The 16,738-nt window shown below is 62.7% G+C and carries 7 protein-coding genes; all 7 read right to left on the reverse strand.

Going from position 1 to position 16,738, the window contains the following annotated elements:
- Window positions 1–13: 13 nt before the first annotated feature.
- The 7 genes from VL202_RS04965 to VL202_RS04995 all read right to left on the reverse strand — a co-directional run bounded on the left by VL202_RS04965 (window position 14) and on the right by VL202_RS04995 (window position 16,542).
- The gene (locus tag VL202_RS04965) at window positions 14–2,191 is read right to left on the reverse strand and encodes a cellulose synthase (protein ID WP_325463048.1); all 2,178 of its coding nucleotides are present in this window, start codon (window positions 2,189–2,191) and stop codon (window positions 14–16) included.
- On the reverse strand, window positions 2,188–3,237 hold the full coding sequence (locus VL202_RS04970; protein ID WP_414692807.1) for a glycosyl hydrolase family 8: 1,050 nt from the start codon (window positions 3,235–3,237) through the stop codon (window positions 2,188–2,190). The genes VL202_RS04965 and VL202_RS04970 overlap by 4 nt, the downstream gene beginning before the upstream one ends.
- Window positions 3,237–5,603: a cellulose biosynthesis cyclic di-GMP-binding regulatory protein BcsB gene (locus tag VL202_RS04975; RefSeq protein WP_325463049.1), complete on the reverse strand. Its 2,367-nt coding sequence runs from the start codon at window positions 5,601–5,603 to the stop codon at window positions 3,237–3,239. The genes VL202_RS04970 and VL202_RS04975 overlap by 1 nt, the downstream gene beginning before the upstream one ends.
- Window positions 5,600–7,786, reverse strand: a complete 2,187-nt coding sequence (gene bcsA / locus VL202_RS04980; protein WP_325463050.1) for a UDP-forming cellulose synthase catalytic subunit — start codon at window positions 7,784–7,786, stop codon at window positions 5,600–5,602. The genes VL202_RS04975 and bcsA overlap by 4 nt, the downstream gene beginning before the upstream one ends.
- Window positions 7,787–7,893: 107 nt before the next feature.
- The gene (gene bcsN, locus VL202_RS04985; RefSeq protein ID WP_325463051.1) at window positions 7,894–8,724 is read right to left on the reverse strand and encodes a cellulose biosynthesis protein BcsN; all 831 of its coding nucleotides are present in this window, start codon (window positions 8,722–8,724) and stop codon (window positions 7,894–7,896) included.
- A 280-nt stretch (window positions 8,725–9,004) separates the two neighbouring features.
- The gene (pbpC, locus tag VL202_RS04990) at window positions 9,005–11,026 is read right to left on the reverse strand and encodes a penicillin-binding protein 1C (RefSeq protein ID WP_325463109.1); all 2,022 of its coding nucleotides are present in this window, start codon (window positions 11,024–11,026) and stop codon (window positions 9,005–9,007) included.
- Window positions 11,027–11,088: 62 nt separating this feature from the next.
- Window positions 11,089–16,542, reverse strand: coding sequence for an alpha-2-macroglobulin family protein (locus VL202_RS04995; protein ID WP_325463052.1), 5,454 nt, complete (start codon window positions 16,540–16,542; stop codon window positions 11,089–11,091).
- Between the last annotated feature and the right edge of the window lie 196 nt (window positions 16,543–16,738).

A 16,738-nucleotide genomic window follows, 5' to 3' on the forward strand; every position in this document is an offset into this window, starting at 1 on the left:
CGGCGCGGAGCAATCAATTCTTGTCGTTGAATATCCGGTAGAGGATGCCAAGTCCACGCTGACCGTCGCGATTGCCGACGGCGGCCAAAGCTTCAAACACCCGGCGCGCGTCGGCGTACCGTTTCAGTTTCAGATAGGCATAGCCCCTGAGCGACAGGAGGTCCGTACGCTCCGGCCCGATCTGCTTCAACTGATCGAGAACCAGGATCGTTTCGCGGGCACGTCCGGCATCGAAGGCGGCCACGGCCTTGTCGGCGAGGATGGCGCTCTGCAGTTCATAGGCGCGCTTGCGGTTTTGCGGCGCCTTGACGGCGGAGACGGCAGCCTTGCTCGCCAGTCCGGCGCGCAGATAGGCGAGGCTCTGGCCATAGGCCGCGTCTTCGCGCGTCTTGGCGGACGAGCCAAGCAAGCCGACCTCGAAGGCGGCCGCCGCTTCCATAGGCCTGTTCAGGTCCATCAGGCACCAGCCGCGGGTCAGCGCCGCTTCCGGAGCCAGCGTTTGTGGATTGACGGTGGTCTTGCAACCACGTCCGGTGCTGGCTGTCTTGCGCGGGCGGGTGCGCTCGACGACGATCTCGGTTTCCCGCGGTTCTTCGGAGACCACGATGGTACGGGCGGGCGCACGCACTTGCCGACGGACGGTTTCCTCGACGGCCGGCACTTGCAGCTCCGTCTTCTTTTCTTCCGGCTCTTCCACTTCTCCAACCCTGGCGATGCGCTCAGACCGCCCGGCCCACAGGTGCTGGATTTCCGCGAGGCCCTTGGCATCCTCCAACTGGAGATAGGTGACGGCAAGACCGTAGGCGGAGGGTTCGTCGTCCAGCTTCCAACCGAGCGCCGTTTTGAACCACTGGATTGCCGTTTGCGGCTGGTTGAGCGCGCGGGCATACCAGCCGAATTGTTGCGCAGTCGCGGCATCCCGCGACTTGATCGTCTCGGCGGCGATGCGTTTCAGGATCTCGGCCTCGATCGACACGGGAGGATCGAGCGCCAGGAGGTTTGCCGTCGCCGCCAGATAGACCGACTTCGCTTCCTCCGACGTGTCGCGCCAGCGGTACATCACGTCTTCCGCATCGAGTGGCATGCCGCGATCGATCAGCACAAGCGCAAGACCCTGCGATGCAGCGGCAGAATCTTCCTTGTCACGGGCGCGGCGAAACCATTTCTCCGCCTCTTCCATGTGGTCGCGCGGCAGGTGATACCAGCCCAGCAGCAAAGCGTCGGACGCCAGTCCGCCGGTTTCGGCGAACCGTTCGACGCGCGACAGATATTCCGGCGAAACGACGAGCTTGCCATCGGCATTGGCTTCGGCAACGAAGCGGCGCGCAAGGTCGTCGCGGATAGCGTCGAATTCCCTGGCGCCATCCGCCGCAGTCTTTTCCTTGGTCAGAAGTGTTTCGACATCCTTGGCAGGAAGAATGGCGGCGGCTTTCTGGACCGTCGCCAGGCGCTCCGCGCTGTTCTGGCAATTGTTGAGAATGTAGGTGTAGGCGTCGATAGCGCGCTGGGCCTTGTCGGTGCGATAGAACGCCTCGGCAACGCGCCAGAGCACGTCGACCTCGCTGCAGGTGAGCAGGCTCGGCGTTTCCGAACCGATCCGGACCACGGCCTCATACTGTTTCAGGTCCGAGGCATTGATCAGTCGCGTGCGGGCTTCCGCGACCGTCAGCCGGTCGATCAGGTCCGCCGGTGGTTTCCACGCGAGTTCCGCCGCCTGCCGGTCGGCGATCGCCTTGCGCACCTCGGTATAACGGCCCTGGGCATAGAGGTCCCACATGGATTCCAGCTGTTTGTCGTCGTTCTGAGGAATGGCCAGCGGATCCTTGGGCGGCGTCCATTCTGGGTAAAGCGCCTTCAGACGGGAAATTTCGGCCTGCAGTCGCGCTGTATCGCCCCGGCTTGCAAAATAACGCAGTGCGCTCTCGTCTACCTTCTTGTCCATCGCCGCGGTGACGACGATATCAACGGCGGGCTGGGCCGGACGCTTGATTTCCTGGAAGACCGGGGCGGGTTTCTTGTCGGAGGACTGCGCGACCTGCTGTTCGGCCGCGCGCGGCAAGAGCAGTGTCTGCTCCGCTTCGCCCACAGACGAAAACACGCTCATCACGTGCTTCACATAGTCAGGCTTCTTCATGCTGACAACGCCGACGGCGATAACCGCTGCTGACAATGCGATGAAGATCGACTTCATAGGCACTCCGGCTGCCTTGCAGCGATGAAAGATAACCCCAGCAAGTGGAGCGTCGAAGGATAGTAAAGCGTCGGCGTGAACTGCTGGAGATCGGCCGGTAGCGTGGTCTTGTCCACCACACAGGCCAGAATATGGTTAACAATTCGATAACCAAGATCGGAAAGGTTGTCTTTTACGGCTCCACTTACTAAATCAATGGTTGTGAATGTGCCGTTTGCACCGGCCGTTTGTCGGCGAAAATGATCGAGCAATTGCCGGTCGGTGATACCGGCGCGCACGAGATAAAGCGGGATACGAAGGGCGTTGTAACCGTACTCCGCCGGAAAGCCTGCGGCCGGCTTGGGCGGCGATGTCAGGGACACCCAATCGGCGGGCAGTTGTTTCGGGCCGTATCGGAACTCGCCGAGAAGTGCCAGGCCGTCGTCGCGCAACTTTGCCCATTCCGGCGACGGCGCGAGTTTGTCGAGGACCGGAAAAGCTTCGAAAATCCAGTAGGACGGGTTCACCACTGGACCGTCCTCTCGGTCGGCGGCGGAAAACCCGGTGGCCCCCGGCAGCAGCACGCTTCGTCCCGCCTGATGGAGAACTGTCTTGTCCAGGATGGCGCGGGCGATGCGGGTTCCGGCCTGGATATAGTCAGGCCGTTTCCATCGTTCGCCGGCAAGCCCAAGTGCATAGGCGATGAGGATATCGCCGTCGGTTGCGTTGTTGATGTCGGTGACATGCGGTGTCGCGCTCGGGTTCCATGTCCAGGCGGCAAGGCCGTCGTCGCGCAGCAGCAGTTCGGTCTGCGTGAAGGACCAGATCAACGCGAAATCCGATGGGCTCCCGGCAAGGACCGACAGCAGCAGGCCATAGCCCTGCCCCTCACTATGGCTGATGCCGCCATTGCCGTCATCGATGATCCGGCCGGCAGGATCCAGGAACTTCGCCTTGTAGGCACTCCATGCCTCGGCGGCGATCACGGGCTGTTGCGCCAATGCCGGAGCGGTCATCAGGCAGAAGCCGAACATGCCTGCAAGAAGGACTGCAAGCCGTTTTCCCATCATTTCCGCCGCCCGAGATTGGTCAACAGCGTAGCGGTCGCAAGTCCCAGCAGAACACCGAGCGCCGACAACAGCACGGCGTAGGAGAGGATGTTGGTCGACAACCAGTTGGCCGCGATCAGCCGGTAGTTGGAGAACGATGCCGGCTGGGACGGGACGAAATTGAAGGCGTTGACCGGGACCGTCTCGAGGGTTTTCTTGCCGCGCTGATAGGTGGTGATATGGCCGGCAAGCTGCGACCAGTTGGACAGCGCGCTCAACGCCTCGACGCCTTCGTGCAGGCCCGGACCGCTGGGTGCGGCGATCACGGACCATGTGCCCGTGCCATCCGGGCTCGACCCTTGAGCGATCAGCAGCGAGGCTTCGTTCGACGGCGTGAAGCTGCTCTCGGAAGTGGGCGCGAAACGCAGCGACGAGAACGAGATGTCGAAGTTCCGCTTGACCCAGTCTTCGAAGGCGCCGATCTGACCGCTCCACAGACCACCGCTCAGCTTCTCCCGCCATTCGTCGAATGCAGTCTGCGTATCGACGCCCCCGTCTTGACCGCCGGGATCAGGTCCCCAGGTGTTGCGGGCCGCCTCCGCGATGTTCATCTGGGTGAAGACCACTTGCGGCATCTGCGACAGCGAGCCGATGAAGATCGCGCTTCTGTTGCCGATCAAAGCGGGCGAAGCGACCGTTTCGACCTGGATGGGATGACCGGCCGCCACCGCCATGCGCCCGAGCACCGTCGCGGCCGCGGACAATGTGTCGGCGTCGATCCGGTCGATGGAGAGCGGAATGGCTCCCTGGGTCCGGTTGTAGGGAAAGCCTGTCCCCGACAGGGCGGCGAGATTCGGTAACTGTCCGATCCGGGCAAAATCCGGCATGTGGAATTCGGACGTGTCGAACAAGGCGAAGCGCGGCGTATCCGAGCCGGTCACGCCGGGGGCGCATACCTTGTCGTCCTCGGCTTCAAGGATGGCCTCGATCGCGATCGTGTTCAAGCCAGGGCGGAAATGCCGCATCGTCACGTTGATCGGCAGATGCCGCAGAATACCGCCGCCGGAAGAGGTGATTGGGACAGTGGAGGCAATCGAGCCGTTGACATAGACGTCGATATGGCTCCCCGGCAGCACCGTTTCGGAATAGGCGGCATCAAGCAGGATGACGGCCGTGCCATAGGCGTCCGCATAAAAATCGGAGGGAATACCGACGGTGAAATCCGTGCGGAACCTCCGGCCGGAAAACTGCTCCGTCTTCGAGCCAAGCTGGGAGAAGCTCAGCCTAGTATCGGCAAACAGGAACGGTGCATCCGGGAACCGCCAACGCTGCGTTGCCAGAAAATCGCGGCGCGTCGTGCCATCGACATCCATCGGCGCGACGATGCTTTCGATCGCGGTGCGGATGGCCTGCCAGGTCGGGCCGCTCAGCACGAGGATTTGTGATCCGGTTTTCGGGTCCGTGACGAACCTGGCAATAGGCGCCGAGCTGGCGCCCGACGGTAGGGAAGACAGGAGCGGCTGGATCTCGCCGGGCGTGCCGACCAGAACCGTCATTGCCCCGGGTTTCGAGGCCGGCAGGCCCTGTGTTTCAAAGGAAAAGGCCTGGTTCGGCATGTTGGCAAGCAGCGCCAGCCCTTGCGAAAGCCGCATCAACGGAATCGTCGCGCCGGGTTGTTCCAGCGCCGGCACGACGAAATTAAAGCGGGTGAAGCCAGCCTCATCGACGCCGATTGCGCGGATGTCGTCGAAGCTCTGCAGCGCCTGCGCCGAATTGTCGGCGAAACTCAGATAGGTTCTTTCCGCCTCGATGTTCGACCAGAGTTCATACGTCGATTGCACCGTGCAGTCCGTGCGGTGGCGCTGGCTGGAACGCAGCCGGATCAAGTTCGAACCGGGCTTCAGTAGCCCTTTCGGCAGGTCGAGACTGAAATCGGAAACGGAATCCGGCGAACGGACAGGCTCGTCGACGATTCGGGTATTATTGACTTCGACGGAAAGCCGCGACACTTCCGGCGCGACGAAGATGGAATTCTGATAGCCGATATTGAGCTTCGTGCCGGTCGCGGCCTGCTGCGGCGTCAGATAAACCGACCAGGTCCGGTCGTCGAATTCACCGGCTAGACCCAGGTTGCCGTTGGGAAGAATGAACCGCCGGAACGGTTCGGCCGCCGTTGCCGGCTGCACGACGGGGGTTTCCGTCACGTTCGTAGCTGGCGTTTCAGCCGCGCCCGCGCCGTCCGCCGGTGCGGTCACCGCTGGCGTGTTGGACACCGGGCTGTCGGCCGGCCTTTCGGGCGTCATGTCGAACGGCAGCGTCTGAGCGTGGATCGCAGCGCCGGAAAGCGCGAACAGAGCGAAAGCCAGGAGAACGGGGCGTCTCATTTCTTCGCCTCCGTCAGCTTGCGCGCCTTGTCCCTCGCACCTGGATTGCTGAAGAAATAGATGAGGCCGCGCGTGGTCTGGTAGAAGGCGAGGCCAAAGAACCAGACGGTGCCCCGGAACAGGCCCGGATTGCCGCGACGCGACAGCTGGAACTGGGTCCATTGCTGCGAGTTTGCGAAGATGAGGTCGGCGACGAGACTGTGATGGCGCGCCTCCTCCGGCAGGTAGAGGCAGCCGACGGTGACGATATCGCCGGCGACCTGGGTGTTGCGGATCGCCACCGGGAGTATTTCCTCGATATCGCCGCCATGGGTCTTGAACCGGATCAGGCCGCGCGTATCGACCGGCGGAGACGACAGGTTCTTGGCAAAGACATTGATGCGGGCACCATTGGCGGACACATCGTCGATCGTGGCGGGATACCATTGATCGGCAAGCCCGAATTCGCAGCGGCGCGTTACCTTGACCCGCCGCGTCGCGCTCAACTCGCCACGTTCCGACACGACGCCGAGCGCGCAACCGGCCAGAACGAGGTTCAGCAGGTTCCAGGCACCGACCACCAGCGTGACGTCGGCCTTGTAAGGCTCGGTGTAGACACGATAGATGGTCACCCCCAGCGCGAACAGCAGGACGCCGAAGATGATGAAGAATGGCCGGCTGATTTCCGACAGACGGCTGACAAGTACGGACTCGTCCTTCGCCGTTACCTTGAAACTCGGTTTTCGCGGATTGAGGATCGCCGAGATGACCGCCGGCAACAGATGGATCGTCTGGACATACTCATAGAGCTCCGAGATCCATGGCCAGCGGAACGATCCATAGAGATAGTTCTGCATCATCAGGTTCACGAGCATGTAGGCAAGCGTATAACCCAGGAACTCGCCACCCGACGCGGTGAAGATTTCCAGATCGAAGAACAGATAGAAGAGCGGCGCGAACAGGAAGATCGTGCGCGGAAACGGAAACAGCCAGAATAGCGTCGACGATGTGTAGCAGAGCCGTTGCGGTATCGACAGACCGCGTTTCAGCGGCGGGAACTTGAAGCGCAGGATCTGCATCATGCCTTGCGCCCAGCGGCTGCGCTGGCCGATGAAGCTGGCGAAGGTCGCCGGCTGCAGCCCGGCGATCAGCGGCCGGTCAACATAGACGCTGTTCCAGCCGCTGGCATGAAGATCGATCGCGGTTTCGCAGTCCTCGGTGATGCTGACACCGCTGAAGCCGCCGGTCTGATCAAGTGCCTTGCGGCGCAACACGGCCGCCGAACCACAGAAGAACGACGCATTCCACTTGTCGAGACCGCGCTGGATGATGCCGTAGAACATTTCGTTCTCGCTCGGCATTTTTTCGAAGGTCCGCAGGTTCCGCTCGACCGGATCAGGATTGAGGAAGAAGTGCGGTGTCTGGACGAGGAACAGCTTCGGATCGTCCTCGAAATAACCGACGGTCTCCAGGAGAAAGTCGCGGGCGGGCGCATGATCGGCGTCGAAGATCGCCAACAGTTCTCCCTGCGAATGCGCCATGCCGTTGTTGAGGTTCCCCGCCTTGGCGTGTTCGTTGCGCTCGCGCGTAAGATAATTGACGCCGAGATCGCGGCAGAGTATCTGCAGGTCGTTATGCCGGGCCTTGGCGCCCTGGTCCTCGAGCAGGTTGGCCGAATTGCGCTTCTGTACCGTGCCGCCGTCATCAAGCAGCCAGACCGTCAGCTTGTCGGCCGGATAATCCAGCGCCTTGGCTGCAGCCAGCGTGTTGGCGAGAAGGGCTGCATCCTCGTTGTAGGTCGGAACGAAGACGTCGACGCTCGGGTACTTGCCCTCCGATGCGGCGCGCGACGGGCGGGGCGGCAGGGGCATGGCGACGACGAACAGGCTGAGCGCCAGCATCATGACGCTGTACATCTCGGCGAGATAAAGCAGGAATCCGGGAATGAAATTTTCCGGCTGGTTGAGCGGCGGCAGCGTGCTGGTGGTGCGCCAGTAGACATAGCGCATGACGATCGCCGTACCGAAGGCAAGCGCGGTGAGCCGCCAGGTCCCTTCGGCGCGCAGGATCTTGATCACGGCCATGAAGGTGACGACGGCGATGCTGGCGATCAATTGGGTCTGCAGGTTGATCGGCAGGCTGACCAGGGCCAGCAGGCAGAGGGACGTTATTCCCCAGAACAGAATAATGCCGACCTTGCGCATGGTTGCTGCCTTTCACGAGGCCGACCGATGAAAACATGCTGGTCGACGGTAGCCTGGAATGCCGCGGTCAACTCGAACTGCCATGGACAGTCAGCACTACGCCGAGGCTACTTGCACTGCGTGGCGCCGCCTGACTGTGTCACACAGTCCGGAGAAGGAACAACGACTGCATCTGTATTCGTGGTTGTTGGTAAAGGAACAGTTTCTTTAGCGACCGGCTGTTTCACCGCTTCCATTTTTTTGACGGTTGGCGCAGCGCGAACCTGCCGCACGACGGGGCGCGGTTCCGGCTCTTCCTCGGTCAAGGCAGGTGCGTTTCGCAGCGCGTCGGTCTTCGGATAGATCGGATTTCCGGTCTGTCCCAGCGTCGGATCGACGCTCGGCGGCTCGCCGTAGGGATTCCAGCCTGGAGCACTGAAGCCGGCCCGGATCGTGTATCCGTACATGATCGCCAGCAGCTTTTCTTCGCTGGCATCTTCCTCGCACAGGCGCAGGCGAACCTGGATCGTGCCGCGATTCTGGAAAACGGTTCTGGCCGCCTCGGGCGAGCGGATCTGCTGCCAGCCATAGAGGCAGGAATCATTCTGGCGACCCTTGCCGAAGGCATAGCTGAAGGGGCCGTAGTTGTTCTGCAGGTAAAGCGGCGACTGGCGCAGCACGACACCCGGCAACTCCCGACGCATTTCCCTGGCGATATCGGTGGCGCGGATCGACGAATAGCCCAGCGTCTTGTCGCTGTCCCGTTCGAACCCGACCGGGCCGAACAACTTCACCCGCATGACGTTCTGGCCAGGCGTCGAGGCGGAAGTGAACAGGAAGATGTCCTGCTGCGTCGCATTGCTGAAGCGCCGCTCAACGATATTGACGATGGCTGGTCCGCCCGGCGGCGGCATGGCGATCGCCGTATCCTCGGAAACGGTGACTGCGCTGTCGGTCATCCGCACACCTTCGCGCGCGGCACAGCCGGTGAGAACCAGAGCCAGAGCGATGCCCGTGAAGGCAGATCGCGAGAATGAGACGTCTGGCAAAGCCAAAAAAAACTCCGCTCTACTGTCGGGAAACTGTCTGTGCCGAACGCCATTTCGAATCGCGGCACGCCGAATCATAGACATTGTTAAATCATGCGACCGCGTTCGTGAATCCCAATTCATGGGGGCGACAATTTGGAGTTGCCAATTTACGGCGTGGTGGGCGGGCGAACGCCAACCTTGGATGTTCTCAGTTGAGGAAAACCCGGACGGTCGCAGCCCTGCCAGCGGCATCGATGACCGTCAATGTCGAGAAGCCGGCGCCATCCGGAACCCATTGATTGACGCGGCGCCGCGATGTCTCGGCCAGCGGTTTTCCGTTCGCAAGCCACCGGAACGGCGCGCGGCCACCTTGCAACTTCAGCACCAGCGGCATCGGAGAGCCCGCCGTATCGACGCCAAGCTCGACACGGGCGCCTTCGGGCGGATAGACGATCTGCGGTGCGGCTTCACGGATGGAAGCGGAAACGAGACCGCTGGCATTCAGCGAGAAGCGCCGTTGGCTGATCGGCAATTGCGACTGGGCAATGCGCACCGCGCCGGCCGGCGCGCGTGGCAACGGCGTGATGGCGACGCCCGACTTGGCAAAGCCCTCGAACAGGATGGGCGCTGCCGTCCCATAGCCGGTGAGGCCAGGAACAGCGCCATTGTCCGGCCGCCCGACCCAGACGCCGAGAACATAACGGCCATCGAAACCGACCGACCAGGCATCGCGGTAGCCGTAGCTCGTGCCGGTCTTGTAAGCGATGCCGCGCTGGACCACGCCTTTCGGCGGCAGGACGCCCGACAGGATATCGGCGATCTGCCAGGTGGCGACGGAATCAAGCAGCGGTTCGCCTTCGATCGAGCCGGGCTCTCCCTGGATGCCATCGCCGAGCCTGACGGGCTTGCCGCGATTGGCGAGCGCCGCATAGAGCTGCACGAGGTCCTTCAGGTTGATGCCCAGACCGCCAAGGCCGATCGCAAGGCCAGGCGCCTCATTCGGCGGCAGGATGGGACGAACCTCGGCACGGCGAAAACGCATCATCAGGCGGCTCGGGCCAACCGCGTTGAGCAGTCGGACAGCCGGCACGTTAAGCGACAGTTGCAGCGCCTGGCGGATGCTGACATCGCCCTGATAAGTCATGTCGAAATTGCGCGGGCGGTAACCGAAGAAATCGGCCGGCCGATCCTCGATGATCGTTTCCTGCGAAACGAGGCCCTCCTCGAAGGCGAGGCCGTAAATGAACGGTTTCAGTGTCGAGCCCGGAGAGCGGGCAATGCGGGTCATGTCGATCCAGCCGGACCGGCTGGCATCGAAGTAATCCGCCGATCCCACCGCACCGACGATCTCGCCGGTGCGCGCATCGGCCATCATCATGGCGATCGAGACCTTGGGACCAAGCCGCACGGCCGCTTCCCGGGCAACGGTCTCCAGTCCCTTCTGGATCGGCCGCCGCAGCGTCGTATGATGCCGCATGATCTTCGGCTCCGTACGCAGGGCCGCTTCAGCCAGATGCGCGGCGAAGGCCGGAAGCTGCAATCTCCGCGTCGGCACCACGAAAGATGCCGCCCGCTCAGCCTCCCCTTCGCCGATGACCGCGGAAACGGCCATGCGTTCCAGAACACGCTGGCGGGCAATCTCGGCCGCTTTCAGATGCCGATCCGGCCGGCGCCGTTCCGGCAATTGCGGCAGGGCGACGAGGAGAGCCGCTTCGGCAACGCTAAGGCGGCGGGGTTCCTTGCCGAAATAGGCAAGGCTCGCAGCGCGAACCCCCTCCAGATTGCCGCCATAGGGCGCATGGGTGAGGTAAAGGTCGAGGATTTCGGCCTTGCCGAGACGTCGCTCGATCTGCACGGCGCGAACAAGCTGGCGCAGTTTTGCGCCGAAAGAACGCCCCTCCCGCGGCTCGATCAGCCGCGCAACCTGCATGGACAAGGTAGACGCGCCCGACACGATCCGTCCATGGGTGGCGAACTGGTAGGCAGCCCGCATCAGCGCCCAGGGATCGACGCCCTTGTGCTCGAAGAAGCGCTGGTCCTCATAGGCAACGAGCATGCGGACGAATTGCGGATCGACATCGGCGGCCGTCGTCTGCAGCCGCCAGCGCCCCTCCGGCGTGGCGAAAGCGCGCAGCAACTGTCCATCCGCATCGAGCACCTCCGCCGAGACCGTACTGGCCCCATCGAGCGGTGGCGGATAGGCGCGGTCGGCCGCATCGAAGCCGGCCATCAGGGCGACGCAGGTCAGTGCGGAGCCCGTCAGTGCAGCCAGTATCTTCCACCAGAGCGTCATTATTCGACCGCCTGGACCTCCATGCGCCCCATGGCGGTGCGCGCGGAAAATTGTGGGCGATACATATCCTCGATACTGGCCGCCGGATGATCATAGGTGCCAGGTGTCACGGCCCGGACGACATAGGCGACGGTGATCGCCCGGTCATCACCGCTCGACCGATCGAAGGCTGCGACGAAACGATCGGCGCGGAATTCGGTATGCGCCGCTTCGACATCGCCGATCCACTCGAAGTTCGACAGCTTGGCGCTATCGACCAGAGTGGGGTTGTCGATCTCGAAACCGGCGGGCAGCAGATCGGCGATCAGCACGCGCGACGACCAGGCATTGCTCTCGGTCGCGTTGATGACGACCACATAGCGCTCGTTCTGCTTCGCCTCGGTGATATTGGCCTCTTCGCCATCGAGCGTGTAGTAGGTGCGCTGGATCGTGAAGCCGTTGCCGCCGGCCGGCAGCGGGAAGGCCGGTGCCGCAAGCGTGGTGACGACAGCGGCCACCGGATCATTCGACTTGTTGGTGATGGTGATCGGCTGGTCGAGAACCTCGTCGCCGGTCAGGCGGGCGGCGTAACCGCCGCTGCGCACCGCTCCGTTGATGTCGAGTTTCAGGTCCTGGTCGCCGCCCTGGATGGCGCGGGCGGCAAGCAGCGTCCACATCTGCTCTTGCGTTGAGGTATAGGACTGATGCTCCCATTCGCGGGCGACGATCTTGGACAGTTGCGGAATGATCGTCGGCACCGGACGGGCCTCCGCCGCAAGCGTCAGGACGGCGGCATCGTCGCGCAGCGGCGAGCCGTAGTCGGACCGGTCGAGGCTGGCATTGGTGGTTGCCGTCGACATCTGCAGCGCCTCCTCGAAGAGGCTCTGCGAGCGTTGTGCATCCCCGTAGAGAGCGAGTGCCGCAGCCAGATGCCCCTTCGACAAAGGTGTCGGGAATTCCGACAGCTTTGTGTCGGCATAGTACCGGAGGTCGCTGATCGCAGCCTTGCGGTTGCGGGCGAGCACATAGAGAGAATAGGCAATTTCATTGCCCTGGCTCTTGATGTCGCTGTCGTAGCTCAGCGAGTTCTGCAGGTTGTCCAGTGCCTGCACCATCGCCTGATCCGGCACCTGATACTTCTGCTCGCGCGCCCGTGTCAGGAAGTCGGTGACATAGGCATCGAGCCAGAGGTCGCCGGAGCCCGGGGACCACAGGCCGAAGCTGCCGGTCGAGGACTGGTAGGACAACACGCGGTAGATCGCTTCCTGCACCCGCTTCTGGACATCCGTGTCCTCCGGCAGGCCGGATTGCCTGGCCAGTTCGCTGAGATAAAGCAACGGCAGCGCCCGGCTGGTCGTCTGTTCGGCGCAGCCATAGGGATAACGTTCGAGCGACGTCAGCAGCGCCGGGATGTCGAAGGCCGCCGACCGCGTCACGCTGATGCTGATGGCCGACCCCTGCAGCATGCTTTCGGCCAGCAATTCGCCGTCCACCGTCAGGCTGGCATTCGGCTGAATGGTGATCGGGTGGCGTGTCGTCACCGGCAAGGCGGCGGGACGAACCGGAATGGAAACCGATTGCTGCAGCGACAGGCCATCCGCGCTCGACAGCTCGATCGAGATGGCGGCGTTGCCGGGATGCACGCCGGAGAGCGGCAAGGTCAGGTCGAACTTCCCGCCCGGCTTGACGTTGAAGGTCTGTTGCGCCTCGGCCGAATCGATTGCAACGGCGGAGCTGCTGCTCACCTTGAGGGTCATGTCTCCGGCCGGATGGTCGGTATTGGCGATATCGAGCCGCAGTTCGGCCTTATCCCCGGGAGCGAGGAATTTCGGCAGGCTTGCGGTCACGACGACGGGGTCGCGAATGACGATATCGGTGCTCGCATGTCCGACACCGGTCTTCGACCAGGCGACGGCCATGACGCGGGCGGTTCCGTTGAACTGCGGAATGTCGAAACTGATGATCGCCTTGCCATCCGCATCCAGCTGCACCGGGCCGGAGAAGAAGGCCACCAGTTGCTCGGTCGGCGGATTGCCCTGAAGCGGCATCTCGCCGCCATCGCCGCCGGTGCGCAGCCGCCCGGTTGCGCCGAGCGAGCCATCGATCAGGCGCCCATAGAGATCGCGAATTTCGAGCCCCAGTTGCCGCTGGCCGAAATACCAGCCGTCGGGATCGGGAACTTCATAGCGGGTGAGATTGAGAATGCCGACATCGACGGCGGCAACCGTGACATAGGCCTCCTCGCCCACCCCTGCCCCGGCCACCGAGACCGGAATATTCAGCGTCTGGCGCGGCAGCGTCTTTTCCGGAAGATCGATCGTAACGGCGAGTTTGCGGTCGGCCGGATCGACGGCCAGCCATTTGACGCCGATGGCGCGCATCGGCATGCGGCTTTCCTGCGCATCACCGGGACGATAGAGCGTGGCCGTGACATAGGCGCCGGCACCGAAATCGGCGGTGATCGGGATATCGACCTCACCGCCGGTGGCTGGAATGGTCGCCGTCTGTGTGCCGATCAACTTTTCCGAGCCGATGGTGACAAGGACCTCACCGGCAAAGCGCGGCGAAACCCTGAGCTTGGCCGTCTCGCCAATCGCGTAATGTTCCTTGTCGAGAGCGATCTCCAGGCCATCCGGCGTTTCGGTCGAGCTCGCGGCGACATACCAGCCGGAATCGAACTCGACGCTCGATGTCGGCCCGTCAAGGTCTGCCGTTTCGACCTCGAGCCGGTAGCGGCCCCAATCGGCAGACACGGCAATCTCGCCGCCGTCCTGCGTCACGTCGAGGCGGCCGGTGGAGACCTGCTTGGTCGAGATCACCGGTTCGTATTTCCACGACGTTCCGTCGCGGTACCACTGGTAATCCTGCTCGACGCGCAGCAGCTTCCAGCCCAGGCCGGTCTTGGCGATCTTCGCACCGGTGGAATCGATGGCGATGACATGGAATTTGCCAACGGCGTTTTCGGCGAGTTCGCCGGTAAACTCCGGCTTGATGCCGATTGTCTCGCCGGCCGGCTTGACCGGCAGGCTGAGCGAGCGCTCGACGGCCCGACCGCCGGCTTCCTGCACGCGCACGGTGATGGTCGCGCTCAGGAGCTGCGTCGTCGAGGGCATGTCGGTCAGATCGACATCGAAGGTCGCCTTGCCGTCTTCGTCCAACGGCTCAAGGCCTTCGAGCGTCGTCCTGCTGTCTTCCGTCGCGTCCTCATCGGCAAGGCCGAAAAAGTAACCCTTGAAATCGGCGCTTTCGCGCGTCGGCTTGAGATTGATCTCGCCTTCGAGCTCGAGCCCTGAAGCCGGCGCGCCATAGAGGAAACGGCCGTCGACGGTCACGGGCGTCGGCTGATCCGGTTCGATCTGCCTGGCGGTGCTGGCGAGATCGAACTCGATCCGGTCGGGTACGAAATCATCAACCTGGAACTGCTTTTCGCTGATCGCCGTGCCCTTCGGATCGGTGAATATCTGCACCATCCAGGTGCCGCGCATGGCATTGGGCTGCAGCGGCAGATCGATCGCGTAACCACCCGCCTGCCCGCCATCGCTGACGAGACGGCGATCTTCCACGCCATCCGGGCGCATGAAGACGAAGGTCAGGGGCAGCTTCTCGATTGCCACCGACGCGCTGTCGCGGGCAAGGGCGGAGACATGCACCGTTTCACCGGCGCGGTAGATGCCGCGCTCGGTCCAGGTCAGGATGTCGATTGCGCCGGGAGCCGTGCGGCCGGTGACACCACGATCCGACAGGTCGAAACCAGCTCGGGTGAGATCGAGGAAGACATAATCGTCATCGCCGCTCTTGGCGGTGATGACGGCTGGAACCATGGCGGCGGTGCCGCGCAGCAGGCCGGCATCGAATGTCGCGCGGCCATCGGCACCGGTCGTCGCGGTGCCGAGCACCTCATTGTTCTTGGAGAGCAGCGTCAGCTCGATGCCATCAAGTTGCCTGGCGCTCGCCAGCGAACGGGTGAAAACCGAAAGCCCGTCCGTGCCGGAAAAGGTCGACAGGCCGATATCGGAAATGACGAACCATTGCGTTGCCTGGCTGTCCCATTCATTGCTGGGGGCCGTTGCCGAGACGGCGGTCAGCGCATAGACGCCGGGCTTGCGCTGCGGCAGCGCTTCATCGACAGGAAAGCTGGTGACCACTTCCTTGTTGAGGTCGGTTGCCGTGTCGATCGCCCCCTGCCAGACCAGTTCGCCAATCTCGTCCTGAATGCGCTGGGCGCTGTAACCGTCAAGCTGGGTCAGGAACTGCGAGGTTGTGAGCAACGAGGCAATGTTGCGATCACCGATGCGATAGAGCTTGAGATTGGCGCTGGACGTATTGACCGACACGAGCGGAATGCCGCGCCGCGCCGTGCCCGGCAGAACGAAGCTGTCGCCGGTGAAACGGACCATAGCCGTGCGGTCGGGAATATAGACGTCGAGATTGACCGTCGTTGCCAGCGGCTCATCAGTGATCGAGGACGGCAGGCCTTCGCGGAAGGCGAGCTTGTAGCGTTGCCCGTGGCTGAGGCCCTCGACGCAGATTTCGCTGCCCTTGGCTTCCAGCGCCTTCGGAGCGGCGCCGTCGAGCGTCACGTAGGGCGTATAATCGACACCGAGTTTGACCAGCGGATCGGAGAACTGGACGCAGACGCGCGGGATGGCACCGTCGGAATCGATCCTGTGTTCGGTGACACGGAAACCCTGACGCGAGCGCAGGTCAAGATAGGCTGCCCGAACGGGTTTCGACTCGACCAAGGCGAGGCTTGCCTTGAATGCGTCGAGCGAAGGCCGGAAATTCTCCGAATTCTTGTAGGCCGTTGCCAGTGCAGCCAACGCATCGGCCCGTGCCTGGGTCGTCCGCGACAACTGATAGGCGTTCAGCGCGGCGAGCGACGCCTGCACGGCAAAATCGGTGTTGCCATAGACGCGGTTGGCCGCCTGCGCGGCTTCAAGCCATAAGGTGCCATCGTCCGGGGTGATCGACAGCGCGCCCTGGAAGGCTTTCAAAGCCGGGGCGATATTACCGGCGGCCAGTTCACGGTTGCCCGCGGCGATGCGGCCATAGAGGCCCTGGATATCCTGGTCTTTCAGGACGGTGAGATTGTCCTTGGCCGCGCGGGCATCGCTCAGCATCTGTTCCGTGACGAACGGCAGTGCCGGAGGCGCGCCGATGTCGGGCTCGGCCGAGGCCGCATCCGCGATCTTGCCGGCGATCGCACCGTTGAAGGTGTTCAGCTTATTGTAGTCGGACTTGAGGAAGCACCATTTCACCTTCGGATTGTAGGTGAAGGCACGGCAGGAGGAGTCGGCGATGCACACCGTCTTGCACTCTGCCAACGACACGTCCTGCTCCGTGCGAAGATCGAAGCCGAAATAATCGCCATTCTCCGTCGTCACGATATGACGGCCAGTCTCGGCCGCGTGCGATGCGGGTGAGAATGCCAGGGTACCGAGAAGTATCGTTGAAAATCGGATAAACGCGCGCATAGACATAAGTCCTCCCCAACGCCGCCGTTCTGACCGGTTGTACTCTTCAGGCTCGCCTGGAGTTTGTCAACCGAGGAAGGGCAGCGACCGATCGTGGTCTCTGCGCTGGTTAACGGTTGAAGGTCACGGTTTAATCGCGGTGGAGCGGATAAAAACACGCTGTCGGCGAAATCTTTCAGATGCCGGAACTTGCGGG

It is taken from the genome of Pararhizobium sp. (genome assembly GCF_035497515.1).
Taxonomy (GTDB): domain Bacteria; phylum Pseudomonadota; class Alphaproteobacteria; order Rhizobiales; family Rhizobiaceae; genus Pararhizobium.

What these genes read in the sequence shown, in the direction of transcription:
- pbpC (WP_325463109.1), bottom strand. Translation starts at nt 11,026, where the DNA reads ATGGCCGGCTTCGATGCGGCCGACCGCGCCTATCCGCCACCGCTCGAT.
- bcsA (WP_325463050.1), bottom strand. Translation starts at nt 7,786, where the DNA reads ATGCGCAAGGTCGGCATTATTCTGTTCTGGGGAATAACGTCCCTCTGC.
- VL202_RS04975 (WP_325463049.1), bottom strand. Translation starts at nt 5,603, where the DNA reads ATGAGACGCCCCGTTCTCCTGGCTTTCGCTCTGTTCGCGCTTTCCGGC.
- VL202_RS04970 (WP_414692807.1), bottom strand. Translation starts at nt 3,237, where the DNA reads ATGGGAAAACGGCTTGCAGTCCTTCTTGCAGGCATGTTCGGCTTCTGC.
- bcsN (WP_325463051.1), bottom strand. Translation starts at nt 8,724, where the DNA reads ATGACCGACAGCGCAGTCACCGTTTCCGAGGATACGGCGATCGCCATG.
- VL202_RS04995 (WP_325463052.1), bottom strand. Translation starts at nt 16,542, where the DNA reads ATGCGCGCGTTTATCCGATTTTCAACGATACTTCTCGGTACCCTGGCA.
- VL202_RS04965 (WP_325463048.1), bottom strand. Translation starts at nt 2,191, where the DNA reads ATGAAGTCGATCTTCATCGCATTGTCAGCAGCGGTTATCGCCGTCGGC.